Origin of the sequence: Kitasatospora sp. NPDC059747 (genome assembly GCF_042732955.1) — a bacterium.
GTDB lineage: Bacteria > Actinomycetota > Actinomycetes > Streptomycetales > Streptomycetaceae > Kitasatospora.
Map to the genome: position 1 here is coordinate 52,048 of NZ_JBHWGV010000047.1, position 13,146 is coordinate 65,193.

12 protein-coding genes are annotated in these 13,146 nt (G+C 74.8%); 6 read left to right on the plus strand and 6 right to left on the minus strand.

Annotated elements, in window-relative coordinates; all coding sequences use genetic code 11:
* Nucleotides 1-113 precede the first annotated feature (113 nt).
* From ACFV4G_RS21480 to ACFV4G_RS21490, 3 genes are all read left to right on the plus strand, one after another.
* Complete coding sequence (locus ACFV4G_RS21480; protein WP_380442696.1) at nucleotides 114-1,349, plus strand: DUF2306 domain-containing protein; 1,236 nt, start codon at nucleotides 114-116, stop codon at nucleotides 1,347-1,349.
* A 47-nt stretch (nucleotides 1,350-1,396) separates the two neighbouring features.
* Nucleotides 1,397-2,254 carry a hypothetical protein gene (locus ACFV4G_RS21485; protein WP_380442698.1) on the plus strand — a complete coding sequence of 286 codons (858 nt, stop codon included), beginning with the start codon at nucleotides 1,397-1,399 and terminating at the stop codon, nucleotides 2,252-2,254.
* A gap of 71 nt (nucleotides 2,255-2,325) precedes the next feature.
* A complete protein-coding gene (locus ACFV4G_RS21490; protein WP_380442700.1) occupies nucleotides 2,326-3,153 on the plus strand; it encodes a hypothetical protein in 828 nt (275 codons plus the stop codon).
* 29 nt (nucleotides 3,154-3,182) lie between these two features.
* Here ACFV4G_RS21490 and ACFV4G_RS21495 read toward each other — a convergent pair whose 3' ends face one another.
* The 3 genes from ACFV4G_RS21495 to ACFV4G_RS21505 all read right to left on the minus strand — a co-directional run bounded on the left by ACFV4G_RS21495 (nucleotide 3,183) and on the right by ACFV4G_RS21505 (nucleotide 6,427).
* Entirely contained in the window at nucleotides 3,183-5,090 is a 1,908-nt protein-coding gene (locus tag ACFV4G_RS21495) for a CocE/NonD family hydrolase (RefSeq protein WP_380442702.1), read from the minus strand.
* Nucleotides 5,087-5,494 carry a cupin domain-containing protein gene (locus ACFV4G_RS21500; RefSeq protein WP_380442721.1) on the minus strand — a complete coding sequence of 136 codons (408 nt, stop codon included), beginning with the start codon at nucleotides 5,492-5,494 and terminating at the stop codon, nucleotides 5,087-5,089. The genes ACFV4G_RS21495 and ACFV4G_RS21500 overlap by 4 nt, the downstream gene beginning before the upstream one ends.
* A gap of 180 nt (nucleotides 5,495-5,674) precedes the next feature.
* Nucleotides 5,675-6,427: a Mut7-C RNAse domain-containing protein gene (locus ACFV4G_RS21505; RefSeq protein ID WP_380442704.1), complete on the minus strand. Its 753-nt coding sequence runs from the start codon at nucleotides 6,425-6,427 to the stop codon at nucleotides 5,675-5,677.
* Between the two features lie 118 nt (nucleotides 6,428-6,545).
* On the opposite strand from ACFV4G_RS21505, the gene ACFV4G_RS21510 reads away from it, so the two are divergent.
* Nucleotides 6,546-6,824 carry a hypothetical protein gene (locus ACFV4G_RS21510; protein WP_380442706.1) on the plus strand — a complete coding sequence of 93 codons (279 nt, stop codon included), beginning with the start codon at nucleotides 6,546-6,548 and terminating at the stop codon, nucleotides 6,822-6,824.
* Here the strand turns inward: ACFV4G_RS21510 and ACFV4G_RS21515 are convergent.
* Nucleotides 6,728-8,026, minus strand: a complete 1,299-nt coding sequence (locus tag ACFV4G_RS21515) for an MFS transporter (protein ID WP_380442708.1) — start codon at nucleotides 8,024-8,026, stop codon at nucleotides 6,728-6,730. The genes ACFV4G_RS21510 and ACFV4G_RS21515 overlap by 97 nt on opposite strands.
* Nucleotides 8,027-8,285: 259 nt before the next feature.
* Between ACFV4G_RS21515 and ACFV4G_RS21520 the strand changes: the two genes are divergently transcribed.
* On the plus strand, nucleotides 8,286-10,634 hold the full coding sequence (locus tag ACFV4G_RS21520) for a molybdopterin cofactor-binding domain-containing protein (protein WP_380442711.1): 2,349 nt from the start codon (nucleotides 8,286-8,288) through the stop codon (nucleotides 10,632-10,634).
* Between the two features lie 40 nt (nucleotides 10,635-10,674).
* A complete protein-coding gene (locus ACFV4G_RS21525) occupies nucleotides 10,675-11,142 on the plus strand; it encodes a (2Fe-2S)-binding protein (RefSeq protein WP_380442713.1) in 468 nt (155 codons plus the stop codon).
* Between the two features lie 57 nt (nucleotides 11,143-11,199).
* On the opposite strand, the gene ACFV4G_RS21530 is transcribed toward ACFV4G_RS21525, so the two are convergent.
* Nucleotides 11,200-12,264 (minus strand): cobalamin-independent methionine synthase II family protein, encoded by a 1,065-nt coding sequence (locus ACFV4G_RS21530; RefSeq protein WP_380442715.1) that lies wholly within the window; start codon nucleotides 12,262-12,264, stop codon nucleotides 11,200-11,202.
* Nucleotides 12,265-12,359: 95 nt separating this feature from the next.
* Nucleotides 12,360-12,968 carry a TIGR03086 family metal-binding protein gene (locus ACFV4G_RS21535; RefSeq protein ID WP_380442717.1) on the minus strand — a complete coding sequence of 203 codons (609 nt, stop codon included), beginning with the start codon at nucleotides 12,966-12,968 and terminating at the stop codon, nucleotides 12,360-12,362.
* Nucleotides 12,969-13,146: the final 178 nt, after the last annotated feature.

The window sequence follows — 13,146 nt, forward strand, 5'->3', positions numbered from 1 at the left end:
CGGCGCCCACCCGACGCCTACCTGACGGTAGCAATCCGCGCCGCACCCATTGACCGCACCGTCGGACGGCCCTACGGTCCCCATAGTCCTTTCTGGACCATCTGATCAGGACCGTGGGGAACCGCACAGGCGGGAGGGTCGCGATGCGGCGGCTGAACGGCACGACGGACGACCGGGGCGGACGGACGGAAGGACCGCGGCAGGTCCGCTGGGGCCGGGTGGCCGCCCTCGCGATCGCCGGGCTCTGCGTCGTCTACGCGCCCATCGCCATGACCGACGTCTGGCCCTACGAGCACCCCGGCGCGTTCGCGCCCGGCCGGTGGGTGCTCGCCCACTCCGGGGTCTCGCCCGCCTACGTGGCCGAGGCGCTCGCCGACCGCCTCGAACCGTACCGGCGCAGCTTCGTGCCGCTGCTGGTGCACACGGTCCTCGGCGGCGTCCTGATGCTGCTCGGCCCGCTCCAGCTCTGGTCGGCCGTCCGGCGGCGGATCCGGCTGCACCGCACCGTCGGCGTCGTCTTCACCGTCACGGTGTACGCGTCGATGGCCGGCGCCGCCGTCTACCTGGCCCGCACCCCGCCGGCCCAGGCGTTCAGCGGGGCCGCGTTCTGGGTCGTCCTCGCCACCATCCTGGTCGGCACGGTGCTGAGCACGACGCTCGGCATCGGCGCCGCCCTCACCGGCTTCCCCGACCTGCACCAGCGCTGGCTGCTGCTCTGCTACGGCTACCTGATGACGGCGCCGCTGCTGCGCCTGGAGTGGGGCGCGCTGCCGCTCGTCCTCGGGAGCCGGCCGGTCGCCGAGCTCAACCGGGTGGCGATCATGCACCTCGGGTCGATCGTGACGTTCGGCGCCCTGGCCGCCTCCCGGGCCCTCGACCGGCGGACCACCGTGCGCGGCATGACCGGCACGTGGTGCCCGCCCGCCGTCCTGGCCGCCGCCCAACTCGTGGGCGCCGCCGGGGTGGTGTGGCTGGTCCGGTCGTTCGCGGCCTGGGGCCCGGAGGGCCGGCGGCTCCTGCTCGCCTACCTGATCCCGCTCCTGCTGACGTACGTCTTCATCATGGTGCGGCAGCGGCGGACGACGGGCTGGGCGCGCGAGGAGTGGCGGCTGCACCTGGCGTTCCTGTGCCTGGCGCCCGCGTTCTCCGCCGTCGCGGCACCGCTCTTCGAGCACGGGATGCGCCTGGACGGGCGGACCTCGCTCATGGCCGGTGTCGGCATCGGCTGCGGGATGCTCGCCTTCGCGGCCACCGCGGTGGTGAGCCTGCGGGTGCTGTACGCCCGTGAGGTGACGAAGCGTCAGAGCAAGGCGCCGGCCGCGCGGCCGCCGTCGGCCCTCCCGCTGTAGCAACCTCTGCCCGGGCCGACGGCCAACTCACCAGGAGGACCGTACACATGAGCACCCAGGACCCGGACCTCGGTGGCCGGGAGCTGTCGCCCGCCATCACGACGCTGTCCGCCGTCGTCGCGGTCGTCAGCATCCTGACCGGCGCACTGATGGCCGTCGCGGGCCTGACCGGGCACGCCTTCGGCGCGTGGCACTCACCGGAGGCGCTCAGCCCCGGGCTGATCGGCGCGGCCATGGTCGGCGTCTCCCCCGGGCTGCTCGTGGTCGGCCGCGCGCGGGTGTGGGAGGAGGTGCGCACGCTCGTCCTGCCGACCGCCGTCGTGCTCGTCGGCCTGTTCGCCGTCAGCGTCGCCGACGGGGGTGAACTGCACGTCGCCACCGGCGGGTTGATCGTCCTGGTGATGTTCAGCCTGGGCTGGGTGGCCGTGCTCGGCGCGCTGGCCGCCGCGGCGGTGCTCTGCCTCGTCGTGCAGTACCGGCGGCCGGTCACCGCGCCCCCGGCCCGGACCGCCCCGCTGCCCGCGTGGTCGAAGCCGCTGCTCGCGGTGCTCGGCTCCGGGTGGCTCGGCCTCGGTACCGGCCTGGTGCTCGCTCCCCGCTTCTGGGGCGGGCTCGTGCCGTGGGCGGTCGGCCGGGCCGACGCGCAGGGCCTCGGGGTGTGGTGCCTCGCGCTCGGGGTGGGCGTGCTCGGCGCCCTCGCCGAGGACGACCTCGCCCGGCTGCGGCCCGCCCTGCTCTCCGTCCCCGGGGTGGCACTGGCGTCGGCCGTCCTGCTGGCCGGGCGCGCGGGGGACGTCACGTGGTCGTCCGGGGCGGCGCTCCCGCTCGTCGTCCTGCTCGCCGGCCTGCTCTCCACCGGCGCCATCGGCCACTGGCTGCTGACCCGGCGGGCCGTGCCGGCCTGACGGGCTCCCAGGGCCCGCCTCCAAACCCCCGCCTGCCGTGCGACGCCCGGGCACACCCTACGATCACCCGCATGGGGAACTGGCACGTCACCGTCATCGACCAGCAGCGCAAGCGCGGCATGGACCCGGTCTACGCGGTGCGCGAGGAGCCGTTCGCCGCGCGCGACGGCCTGGTCATCGGCGGCCGCACCGGCGAGATCACCTGCACCGACACCGCCGGGCGCCTCCGGTGGACCCGCCCCGTCCCGGGGACGCCGAACGCGGCGCACATCTCCTCCGGACGCGTCCTCGTCACCACCGGCTCGATCAACTACCACGCGTGGGGCCACCTCGGCCCCGCCTACCTCCTCGACCTCGCGGACGGCACCCTGGTCGCCGAACTCCGCGGCGAGCGCGGCGCGACGCTCGGCGGAGGCCGGTTCCTGCTCGGACTGGAGGGCTACGACCACTTCCACACCTGGCAGTTCGACCGCGACGGCAACGTCACCGACACCTGGCGCAGCTACGGCCACTACGTCGTCGGCACCGGCGTCCGCGTCGTCGAGGCCGACCGCGCGACCCCGACCGGGAGCCGCGTCGTGCGCCTCCTGCCCGGCGGCCTGATCGAGCGCAGCGCCCTGCTGCTCACGTCCTCGCAGGTGCGCGAGCCGGTCGTGCTGTCCGACGGCACGGTCCTGGTCCTGGACGCGGGCGTGCTGCGGGCCGTCGGCCGCGACCTGACGGACACCGTGCTCGCCGAACTCCTGGCCGTGCCCGACGGCGAAGGCGAGCGGTTCGTCGCCACGCTGGAGCGGACGGCCGCCGACCGCCTCACGGCCGTCGTCCGCGAGCGCAACCCCGAGCGGCCGAACAAATACCTCACGCACACCTGGACGCTCGCCCTCCACCCGCCGCAGTGACGGGCGGAGGACTCGGGAGTGTCTGCCCGTCAGTCCACGACGGGGAGTTCGAGGTAGGACGGACGGGCTCCGCCGTGGCCGATCGCGTACGCGGCGCGGCCGTCGGCGGGGAGCAGCTGGAACGAGTCCGGGTTCGCCGCGGCGACCGTGACGCGGATCCGGTCGCCCGCCTTGAACAGCACCGAGGTGGGGAGCAGGTCCACCGTCACCCGCTCGGGGCGGCCCTGCGGGAACGGGGTCGCGTCGGCGGCGGCGTACGTCCGCGGAGTGCGCAGGCTCCGCCAGTCGGGGTTGTCGTCCCGGTCGGCCACAGCGCGTTCGGCCAGGGCGAGTTGGCCTTCCGTCAGGTACGTGACGCGGCCGTCCGGGGTGACGTCCTCCAGGTACACGTGCAGGGCGCCGTTCGCCGATCCCTCCAGCCCGGTGACGTCGAGGACCACGCGGCCGAGGCCGGTCACCCGGGTGTCGCGGCCGAGGGCCGGGCCGGTGTAACTGAGAAGGCGGGTGTCCACGGCGGCGCGGTCGGGGTAACTGACCTTGTTCCCGGTGAGGTTGGTGTTCCAGCGGTCGAACGGGCCGGTCCCGGCGGTCGGGTCGAGGCGGAGTGTGTCGCTGCCCCCGCCCCCGCTCTTGCCGTCGCCCTTGCCGTCGCCGCCGCCGTCCTCCTCCGGGCGCTGCCAGGAGAGCGCGTTTCCGCCGTCGAGGTAGAGGCGGCGGTCGCGGGTACCGGGCAGCGGGAAGCGGTCGGTCGTGCGCCAGACCCTTTCGTTCATGGTGTAGTAGTGCAACTCCCGCTTGCCGTCCGGCTGTTCACCGTTCTTGACGTACCGGTCGAAGAACGCGACGGTCCGGTCGTCGAGTTGGGCGCGCTCGGCGTCCGTCAGGTGGCGCGGGGTCCGGAACGGGTCCGCGATCCACGCCATGCCGTGGCTCCACGGGCCGATCCACGCGTCCTGGGTGTTCGACAGGGTGGTGAACTGGGACAGCACGCCGTTGGCGGTGCCCGCGTCGAGCCAGCCGGCGTCCGTCAGGACGGGCACGCCGCCCGCCTCGACGGCGTCGGTCTTCTCGCCGACGCTGCCGACCGTCCAGCTCTTCGGGCCGTCCTGGTAGTCGCGGTAGGCGCCCTGGTGGGCCATCTCGACGAGGTTGGCGTTGCCCGCGTGCTCGGCCCGGGCGGCGGCCAGCAGCGCGAGGCCGTCCGGACCGTCCACCGGCCGCGGGATCGCGCCGGTGAGGCCGGTGGCGTCGCAGACCGCCCGGGTCTCGGCACTGGTGTCGCAGGTGGTGCCGGCCGACCGGTCGAGGATCCGCAGGAGCATCGCGTAGGGCGCGATCCGCGGTTCGATGAGCACCCCGCCGGGGCGCACCAGGTCCTCGTACGGGTCGAAGTCGTAGGAGACCGGCGCGGCGGCGGTGATGTGGTGGTTGCCGAGCGCGGTGGCGAGCATCGCCGTGTCGCCGCCGTAGGAGACGCCGGTGGTGCCGACCCGGCCGTCGGACCAGGGCTGCGCGGCGATCCAGTCGCTCAGGGAGCCGCTGTCGGCGACGGCCTTCTCGCCGATCTCGGCGTCCAGCGTGCCGAAGGACGCGCCGGTGCCGCGCAGGTCGGCGACGACGTAGGCGTAGCCGCGGGCGTTCCACCCCGCCGCGTCGCCGCTCTCGCCCTGGTCGGGGACGCCCTGCTGGACGCGGGCCCGCCAGTAGCGCTGGGTGACCAGGACCGTCGGCAGGTTCGCGCCCGCGGTGGTGCCGGCGGGCAGGTGGACGTCGACGGCCAGCCGCACGCCGTCGGGCATGGGCACGTACAGCGACCGCAGGTGCGGTTCGGCCGGCGGTGCGGCGGCAGCGGCCGGGACCGTCGACAGCCCGAGCACGGTCAGTGCCGCGACCGCCGCCGCCGAGGCGCGGCGGAGCCTCCCCCCTCCACGGCTCATCGGACCGTCGCCTCCCACGGGCCCTTCTCCGGGCGGGCCTCGGAGTCCGTCCCCGGCCACGGCGGCATCGTGACGGCCGCGATGCGCAGCGGCCCTTCGGCGTCGTCGTCCGCCCGGAACTGGAACGCGGTGCCCAGCGGTATCGAGGCGGCCGTCCCGGGGGCGAGCGGGACGGTCTCCTCGCGGTCCCCCTGCCGGCGCCACAGCCGGCCGCGGCCCTCGGTGACGAACCACAGTTCCTGCACGGTGGCGTGCGACACCGCGCGCGTCACGTCCCCGGGTGCGAGCTCGAAGACCGCGAGGCTCCCCTGCCCGGCCAGGTCGAGCAGCGGGAACACCGCCGCACCGTCCGGCGCCACCACGACGGGCGCCTCGCCTACATCTGTCGTCCCGAACGGCTGCACGTTCAACGAATGCATGTGAATCGGACCCGGCCTCTCTGGCACGTCTTCCACGACGGAACACCGCTGGCTCGCCCCCCACCGCCGATGGGATCACGCGCTGCGGAACGCCCGCCAGAGGACCGGTCCCTGGCTTTACCCTGAGCCCGGCGTCCGGGTCACCCCTCGGGTCACCCGGTGCGCTCAGTCACCCGCCGTGACGGCCGTCCCGCCGAACTCGCGGACCGCGTCCGCCACGATCGCGTCCAGCCGCGCGTGGTGCGCGCCGCGCCAGTACGCCTGGCCGCAGTCCGCGCACTGCGCGAACGCGTCGTACGAGCGCTCGGTGCCGTCGTGCAGTTGCTCGCGCACCGTCGTCTTCTCCACCGTGCGCAGCGTCCCGTTGCACGTCGTGCAGCGGCTCCACGGGGCCAGCGGCGGGGCGAAGCGGGAGAGGACGTCGCGCAGCTGCTCGGCCGGGCGGTGGCTGTAGACGTAGGCGCCGGCCCAGAGTTCGCGGCGGCGCAGGAGGCCGCGGTCGCGCGAGAGCATGACGCGCCGCTCGGCAGCGGAGCGGGCGGCGAGGGCGGCGTCGCCGATGTCCGGGTTCTCGTAGGCGGCGTCGACGCCGAGCAGGCGCAGGCGGCGGGCGAGGGTGCCGAGGTGGACGTCGAGCAGGAAGCGCAGCGGGCCCGGGGCGGGCTGCGGGCGGACCACCCCGCGCACCTCGACGTGTTCGGCGTCGGCCGGGACGTGCGAGTCGGGCACCGGGCGGCCGTCGACGAGCAGGGCCCCGACCTCGGTGAGCGGCACCCCGAGGGACTCGACGACGTGGCCGAGCGTCGAGGTGCCGTCGGTGCGCAGTTCGGACCGGCCCTCGCGGCGCCGGCCGGCGACGAAGAGGTGCAGCTCAGGGGCGAAGTCGACGAAGATCTGCGGTCTGTCCGGGGTGTCCACGCGGCCAGCATGCCAGCGGGCGGCGAGCCGGGGCCACCGTTTTCCGGCCCGGTCCGGCCGTGCGGTGCCGGAGTACGATCGGACGTATCCGGAGCAACGGCGGCCTTGGGAGCACGCGATGGCCGGTGACAGGCAGCCCCACGACGGCCGGCGGGCCCACGGCGACCGGCGGGACGACGATGCGGCGGGACCCCTGGCCCGCCTGGACACCGGGGAGCCGGACGACCTCTTCGACGGCCGCGACGAGCGCGGGCCCCGCCGGAAGGGCGAGGAGCAGCCCTACGGCGGCGACGACGACCTCTACGGCGCCTCGGCGGCGGTGGCCGGCGTCGGGGCCGCGGACGTCAGCGCGTCGGACGCGGCGGTGAGCGGCGCCGAGGAGCCCGACGACGGGTGACGCCAGTCGCGCTCGGCCCACCGGACGGCCGGGCCCATCGCGTAGCCGGCCGCCAGGAACACCGCGCCGAGCACGAGCCAGCCGGGCAGTCCGCCGTCGAGCAGCAGCGTCGTGAGGACGAGCGGCCCGAGGGTGCGCGCGACGGCGACGCCCGTCCCGAAGAAGCCCTGGTACTGCCCGATCCGGTCGGCGGGCGCGAGGTCGAAGCTGATCTGCCACGACCCGGCCGACTGCCGCATCTCCCCCACCAGCAGGAAGACCGAGCCGCCCAGCAGCAGCGCCGCGAACGCCCACTCGGGCACGTCCAGCGCCGAGAGGCCGAACACCGCGCACGAGCCGAGCAGCAGCACACCGGCCGAGCGCACCGCGCGCGAACCCGACGCGGGGTCGCTGACGTCGCGCGCCACCCGCACCTGGAACGCCATCACACCCACGGTGTTGAGGACGAACAGCACCGACCCGAGCCAGCCGAGGCCCGACGCCCGCTGCGCGAGCCAGAGCGGGATCACGAGGCTCAGCAACGGCATCCGCAGCAGCAGAACGGTGTTGACGAGCGCGACGACGGCGTACCGGCGGTCCGTCAGCACCTCGAAGCGCGGCCCCGGCCTCGACTGGCCCGCCGTCGAAGGGACTTCGGGCAGCCGCAGCAGGACCAGCCCGCCGACGACGAACCCGAGCGAGGTCACGACGAACGCCCCGAGGTACGCCTCGCGGGTGCCGACGGTCAGCGCGATGCCGCCGATCGCGGCGCCGACCGCCAGTCCGCCGTTGAGCGTCGACTGCAGGTGGGCCAGCAGGCCGGTCCGCTCCGCGGGCGACACCAGCCCGCCGACGAGCGCCTGGCGCGCGGCGGTGAGCCCGGACTGGGTGGTCGCGTAGAGGCAGATGGCGGCCAGGAACAGCGGGTAGGAGCGGATCACCAGGAACAGCGCGACGACCGCCGCCGTCGCCAGCGCGAGCCCCACCGCCGTGCGGCGCGGGCCCCGCTGGTCGGCGAGCTGGCCCAGCGGCACGCCCGCGAGCGAGCCGAGCGCCCACGCGACGGCGAGGCCGACGCCGAGGCGGGCCGCGGACATCCCGACGACGTGCGTGAAGTAGAGCGCGGAGCAGGTGTAGTAGGCACCGTCCCCGACGGCGCTCGCCAACTGGGCGGCGGCGAGCGTCCGCTGGGGCCCGGCGGGCGGGACGAGACGAGTCGGCACTTCGCTCCTGACAGGTCGGTGGACGGCGCGCGGGCCGCCCGTTCGCAACGGTTCACAACGGTTCGCACGCCAGCCTAGGGAGCCGGTGGCCCATCCGGAAGAGCCAATGATCAAGCTCTTTCCTGGGCCACTTGCCCATCGGCACCCGCACCGGCACGCGACGGCTGAACCACCGTGCGACGGCGTCATCCGTTCGCCCGCAAGCGACCCGCCCGCCGGACCAAATTTGCCGGTGTTGACCCGTCAGTAACGCCCTCCTATGCTCAACGGCGTTCGCGACCCGGCACCGACCGTACCGGCGCCGTCACCGGCTCGAAGGGCTCCTCCCATCACCACCTCCACCGCCCCCTCGGGCGGCGCCCCCGGCGCGCCCGACGCGGCCGACGCACCCGACGCCGAACCCGGTCGCCGCCGCTTCCTCACCTACCTCCTCGCCGCGCCCACCCTCACCGTCGCCGCCCGGCTCGGCCTGGACGCCGCCGCCCCGGCCACCGCGCGCGCCGCCGTCAACGCCGCCGCGAATGCTCAAACCAGCTCCGCACCGCCGCAGTTGATCGGCCTGCCGGGCATCCCGGACGTCCTGGACCTCGGCGACGCCCTCATCCTGGCCGGCCTGCCGACCTCCCACCTGCTCGTCCTGGAGCTCACCGCCGCCGGGCGCGCCGTCCTGCACCTGCCCCGCCTGGAAGTCGGCCAGGGCCTCACCACCGCCGTCGCGATGCTCGTCGCCGACGAACTCGACGCCCGCCTCGCCGACGTCGACGTGCCGCTCTCCGACGGCCGCCCCGAGCTGCTGTTCAACCAGCTCACCGGCGCCTCCAACTCGGTGCGCTCGCTGTACGACCCGGTGCGCGCCGCCGCTGCCGCCGCGCGCGCCCGCCTGGTGACCGCCGCCGCGCGCCGCTGGGACCTCCCCGCCGGCACCCTGCGCACCGCCGACTCCGCCGTCCTCGCCCCGGACGGCCGCCGCGCCGGCTACGGCGAACTCGCCGCCGACGCCGCGGCGATCACCGTCCCGGCCGTGTCCTCGGCCCCCAAGACGGCGGACCGGCTGCGCCTCGTCGGCAGGCCCACCGGCCGCATCGACGCCCGCGACATCGTCACCGGCCGCGCCAAGTACACCGGGGACCTGGCCGTCCCGGGCGCCGTGCCGACCGTCGTCGCCCGCCCGACCACCGTCAACGGCACGCTCGACTCCCTGGACGCCACCGCCGCCCGCGCCATGCCCGGCGTGCTCGGCGTCGTACGGATCCCGAGCGGCGTCGCCGTCCTCGCCGAGACCTTCGACCAGGCGCTGAAGGCCCGCGACGCACTCGTCACCACCTGGCACCCGGGCCCGGCCGCCGGCCTGTCCGACGCCGACGTCCGCGACCGGCTCCGCGCCGCCAACGCGCCGTTCCTCGTCCCGCCGCTGCTCACCGCCCACGTGGACGGCGAGTTCGACTTCGCCTTCGTCAACCACGCCCCGATGGAGGTCCTGACGGCGATCGCGGACGTGCGGCCGGGCCGGGCCGAACTCTGGTTCGCCGCGCAGACCCCGATCGTCGCCCAGCAGACCATCGCCGCCGAACTCGGCCTCCCCCAGGACGCCGTGACGGTCCACGTGGTGCGCGGCGGCGGCTCGTTCGGGCGGCGGCTGTTCTTCGACGCCGCGCTGGAGGCCGCGCAGATCTCCAAGGCGGCGGGCCGCCCGGTCAAGCTCATGTGGACGCGCAACGACGACATGCGCCACGGCCGCATGCGCCCCGCGAGCCACCACCGCGTCCGGGCCACCCACGCCCTCGGCCAGGTGCTCAGCTACGAGCACCGCGCCGCCACCGTCAAGACCGACATGCGGCACGGCCTCGGCGAGGCCCTGACCGCCGCCGGGTTCAACCTCTCGCTCGCCGGGATCAGCCTCAACCAGGCCTTCTTCCTCCTCGCCGAGAAGAACCCCTACAACGTCGGACTCCCGACCCAGCTGCTCACCGAAGTACCCCTGGACGTGCACACCGGCAGCTGGCGCTCGGTCTACTCCGGCACCGTCCGGGTCGCCGACGAGATCATGATGGACGAACTCGCCCGCCGGATGGGCCAGGACGAGGTCGCCTTCCGCCGCGCCCGGCTGCGCGACGCCGCCGGCCGGACCGTCCTGGACGCCGCGGCCACGGCCGGGAACTGGGGCCGCCCGATGCCGCCCGGCCAGGCCCAGGGCGTCGGCTACCACGACGAGAACGGCGGGCGCGCCGCCTACCTCGTGGAGATCGACGCCACCGACCCGAAGAACCCGCGCGTCACCAAGGCCGTGATCGCCGCCGACGTCGGCCAGGTGGTCAACCCCCGCGGCCTGGAAGCCCAGTTGACCGGCGCGCTGATGGACGGCATCTCGGTGATCCTCCAGGCCGGCAACCACCTCGACAACGGCGCCTTCCGCGAGGGAAGTTACGGCGACTTCCACTACGCGCGGCAGCGGCACTCCCCGCCCGCCGTCGAGATCCACCTCATGCCGCCGAGCGGACCGCCCGGCGGCGCGGGCGAGTTGGGCGTCCCCGCCGCCTCCGCCGCGGTGGCCAACGCCTACGCCCGCGCGACCGGCACGAGCCCGCGCTCGTTCCCGATCAACTTCTGACCCTCCCACCCACGTTCCCGTCGAAGGACCCCGCCTCCCCATGCCCAGCCACACCTTCGTCCTCAACGGACAGCCGGTCACCGTCGACGCGCCGGACGACATGCCGCTGCTCTGGGTGCTGCGCGACAAGCTCGGCGTCACCGGCCCCAAGTACGGCTGCGGCGTGGGCGTCTGCCGCGCCTGCACCAGCCACCTGGACGGCCGGGAGTTCCAGCCCTGCACGATGGCGGTCAAGGACTGCGCGGGCCGCGCCGTCACCACGATCGAGGGCCTCGCCGACGGCGACACCCTGCACCCCGTCCAGGAGGCCTGGCTCGCCTGCGACGTCGCCCAGTGCGGCTTCTGCCAGCCCGGCCAGATCATGACCGCCGCCGCCCTGCTGCGCCGCACCCCCGCCCCGACGGACGCCGACATCGACCAGATCCAGAACATCTGCCGCTGCGGCACCTACCCCCGCATCCGCGAGGCGATCAAGCAGGCCGCGGCCGCCACCCGGCCGGCGTCGTAGGCGGAGCGGACAGCCCCGGCGGAGGCCGAATCCCGCCGGGGCCGATTCACACCCGGCTCACACGCCGAGCTCCTTCGCCGCCAGCGCCGTGCCCTGCACCCGCGCCGCGATCTTGGCGAACGCGGTCTCGCGCGAGGTGGAGGTGTCGTCGGCGAACGGCGAGAACCCGCAGTCGTCGGTGGTGCCCAGCCGGTCGACCGGGATGTGCCGGGCCGCCGCCAGCACGCGGTCGCGCACCTCCTCCGCGGTCTCCACCCGGGGGTCGATCGGGTCGGTCACCCCGATGAACACCTTGGCGTCCGAGGGGAGGTGGTCCGCGATGACGGCCAGGACGCGGTCAGGGTCGGCCTCGCTCGCCAGCTGCACGTAGAACTTGCCGGCCTTCAGCTGGAAGAGCTTCGGCAGCAGCCCGGCGTAGTCGACGTCCAGGCTGTGGGTGGAGTCGAGGTCCCCACCCGGGCAGGTGTGCACACCGATGCGCGCCCGCTCCTCCGCGGAAAAGCGGTCGAGCACCCGGTTGTTGAGGGCCACGAAGTCGTCCAGGAGGCCGCCGGACGGGTCCAGCTTGAGCGACAACCTCCCCTCGGTGAAGTCGAGTTGGACGGTATGGGCGCCCGCGTCCAGGCAGCCCCGGATGTCCGCCTCGGCCTCGTTGACCAGGTCCTCCAGGAACACCTCCCGCGCATACCCGTCGATGCCGCCGGCCGGGTAGAGGAGGCTGAGCGCGGACGGCGCGATGACGGCCTGCTTGACGGGCTTCGACGTGTGGCGCAGCGCGTCCCGCAGGTAGGTGTCGGCGCGCACCTGGTACCGGAACGGCCCGGCGGTCAGGCTCGGCAGCTGCCGGGTGTGCCCGTCGGCGAACGGGATGACGGCGCCGCCCCCGTCGAGGGTTTTCAGACCCGTCAGGGGGTACGTCGCGAAGCTCGGCTTGGCCTGCTCGCCGTCCACCAGGACGGGGCAGCCGAGTTCCTCCAGCCGGGCGAGGGTCTCGGCGGTGGCCTCGTCCTGCAGCTTCTTCAAGTCGGCGTCGGAGAGCCGCCCTTCGGCGTGCTCGGCGATGGCGGCGAGCAGCGCGGACGAGCGCGGGATGCTGCCGATGGGCTCCGTGGAAATGGTCATGACCGGACGTTAGAAAGGCTGGCCGCGCACGTGCAACGGGGCGCGCGGCGCACTCCGTTGCCTGCGCGCGCTCCGCACGCCCCCGCCCCGCCGGTTCACGCCCCCGGGACGACCGCCTTGGGGTCGCGCCCGAAGAACCCCGCCAGCCGGTCGTACGGCGGCGCGTCCTCCGGCACGGCGACCTCGGGGCCGAACGCGAAGGAGGCCTCGTCCGCGCCCCGGTACCCCGGCTTGAGCGCTCCGCGCGCCCACGCGAGCGCGGCGAGTGCCACCTCGTGGTCCAGCCCGTCCGTGGACTGCCCGGTGGATTTGGCCAAATCCCAGGCATGGACGGCCAGTTCCGCGACCTCCTGGTCCACCGGGAAGCGGGCCGGGAACGACCCCACCCCGGGCACCTCCAGCGTGCCGGTGAGCTCCCCGGCCTCCCGCCAGGCGTCGACCAGCTCCTCGGCGCCGGCCTCGAAGGCGTGCAGCCAGTCCGCCTCCACCCGCTCGAAGGACTGCGACCAGTCCGGCCGGCCGCCGCGCGCCTGGACGGTGAACTGCCGCAGGTCGAACAGGAGATGGCTGATCAGCGTGCCGACGTCCCACGAGCGACAGGGCGTCGGGTGGCCGGCCAGCTCGACGCCGGTGCCGTCGATCAGGCCGGCGGTCTGGGCGAGCGCCCGGGCGAGCAGGTCGATCGGGTCGTCGGTCGCGGTCATGGCACGGCCCTCCTGGGACGGCAGGTGATCGGTCCCCGTGATGCTAACCGCGACCACGAACCATCGCCCGGCCCCCGCCGCCCGCGCCCCCCAAGAACAAGCCCCCCCGCCCAGAGGCGCCCGCGCCCGCCGGGGGGGGGGCGCGCCCGGCGCGCGGAGGCGGGGGCGGGGGGGCCCC

Excerpts from the sequence above, each read along its gene's own strand:
- ACFV4G_RS21490 (WP_380442700.1), top strand. The coding sequence starts at position 2,326 with ATGGGGAACTGGCACGTCACCGTCATCGACCAGCAGCGCAAGCGCGGC.
- ACFV4G_RS21495 (WP_380442702.1), bottom strand. The coding sequence starts at position 5,090 with ATGAGCCGTGGAGGGGGGAGGCTCCGCCGCGCCTCGGCGGCGGCGGTC.
- ACFV4G_RS21485 (WP_380442698.1), top strand. The coding sequence starts at position 1,397 with ATGAGCACCCAGGACCCGGACCTCGGTGGCCGGGAGCTGTCGCCCGCC.
- ACFV4G_RS21520 (WP_380442711.1), top strand. The coding sequence starts at position 8,286 with ATGCTCAACGGCGTTCGCGACCCGGCACCGACCGTACCGGCGCCGTCA.
- ACFV4G_RS21510 (WP_380442706.1), top strand. The coding sequence starts at position 6,546 with ATGGCCGGTGACAGGCAGCCCCACGACGGCCGGCGGGCCCACGGCGAC.
- ACFV4G_RS21535 (WP_380442717.1), bottom strand. The coding sequence starts at position 12,968 with ATGACCGCGACCGACGACCCGATCGACCTGCTCGCCCGGGCGCTCGCC.
- ACFV4G_RS21525 (WP_380442713.1), top strand. The coding sequence starts at position 10,675 with ATGCCCAGCCACACCTTCGTCCTCAACGGACAGCCGGTCACCGTCGAC.
- ACFV4G_RS21530 (WP_380442715.1), bottom strand. The coding sequence starts at position 12,264 with ATGACCATTTCCACGGAGCCCATCGGCAGCATCCCGCGCTCGTCCGCG.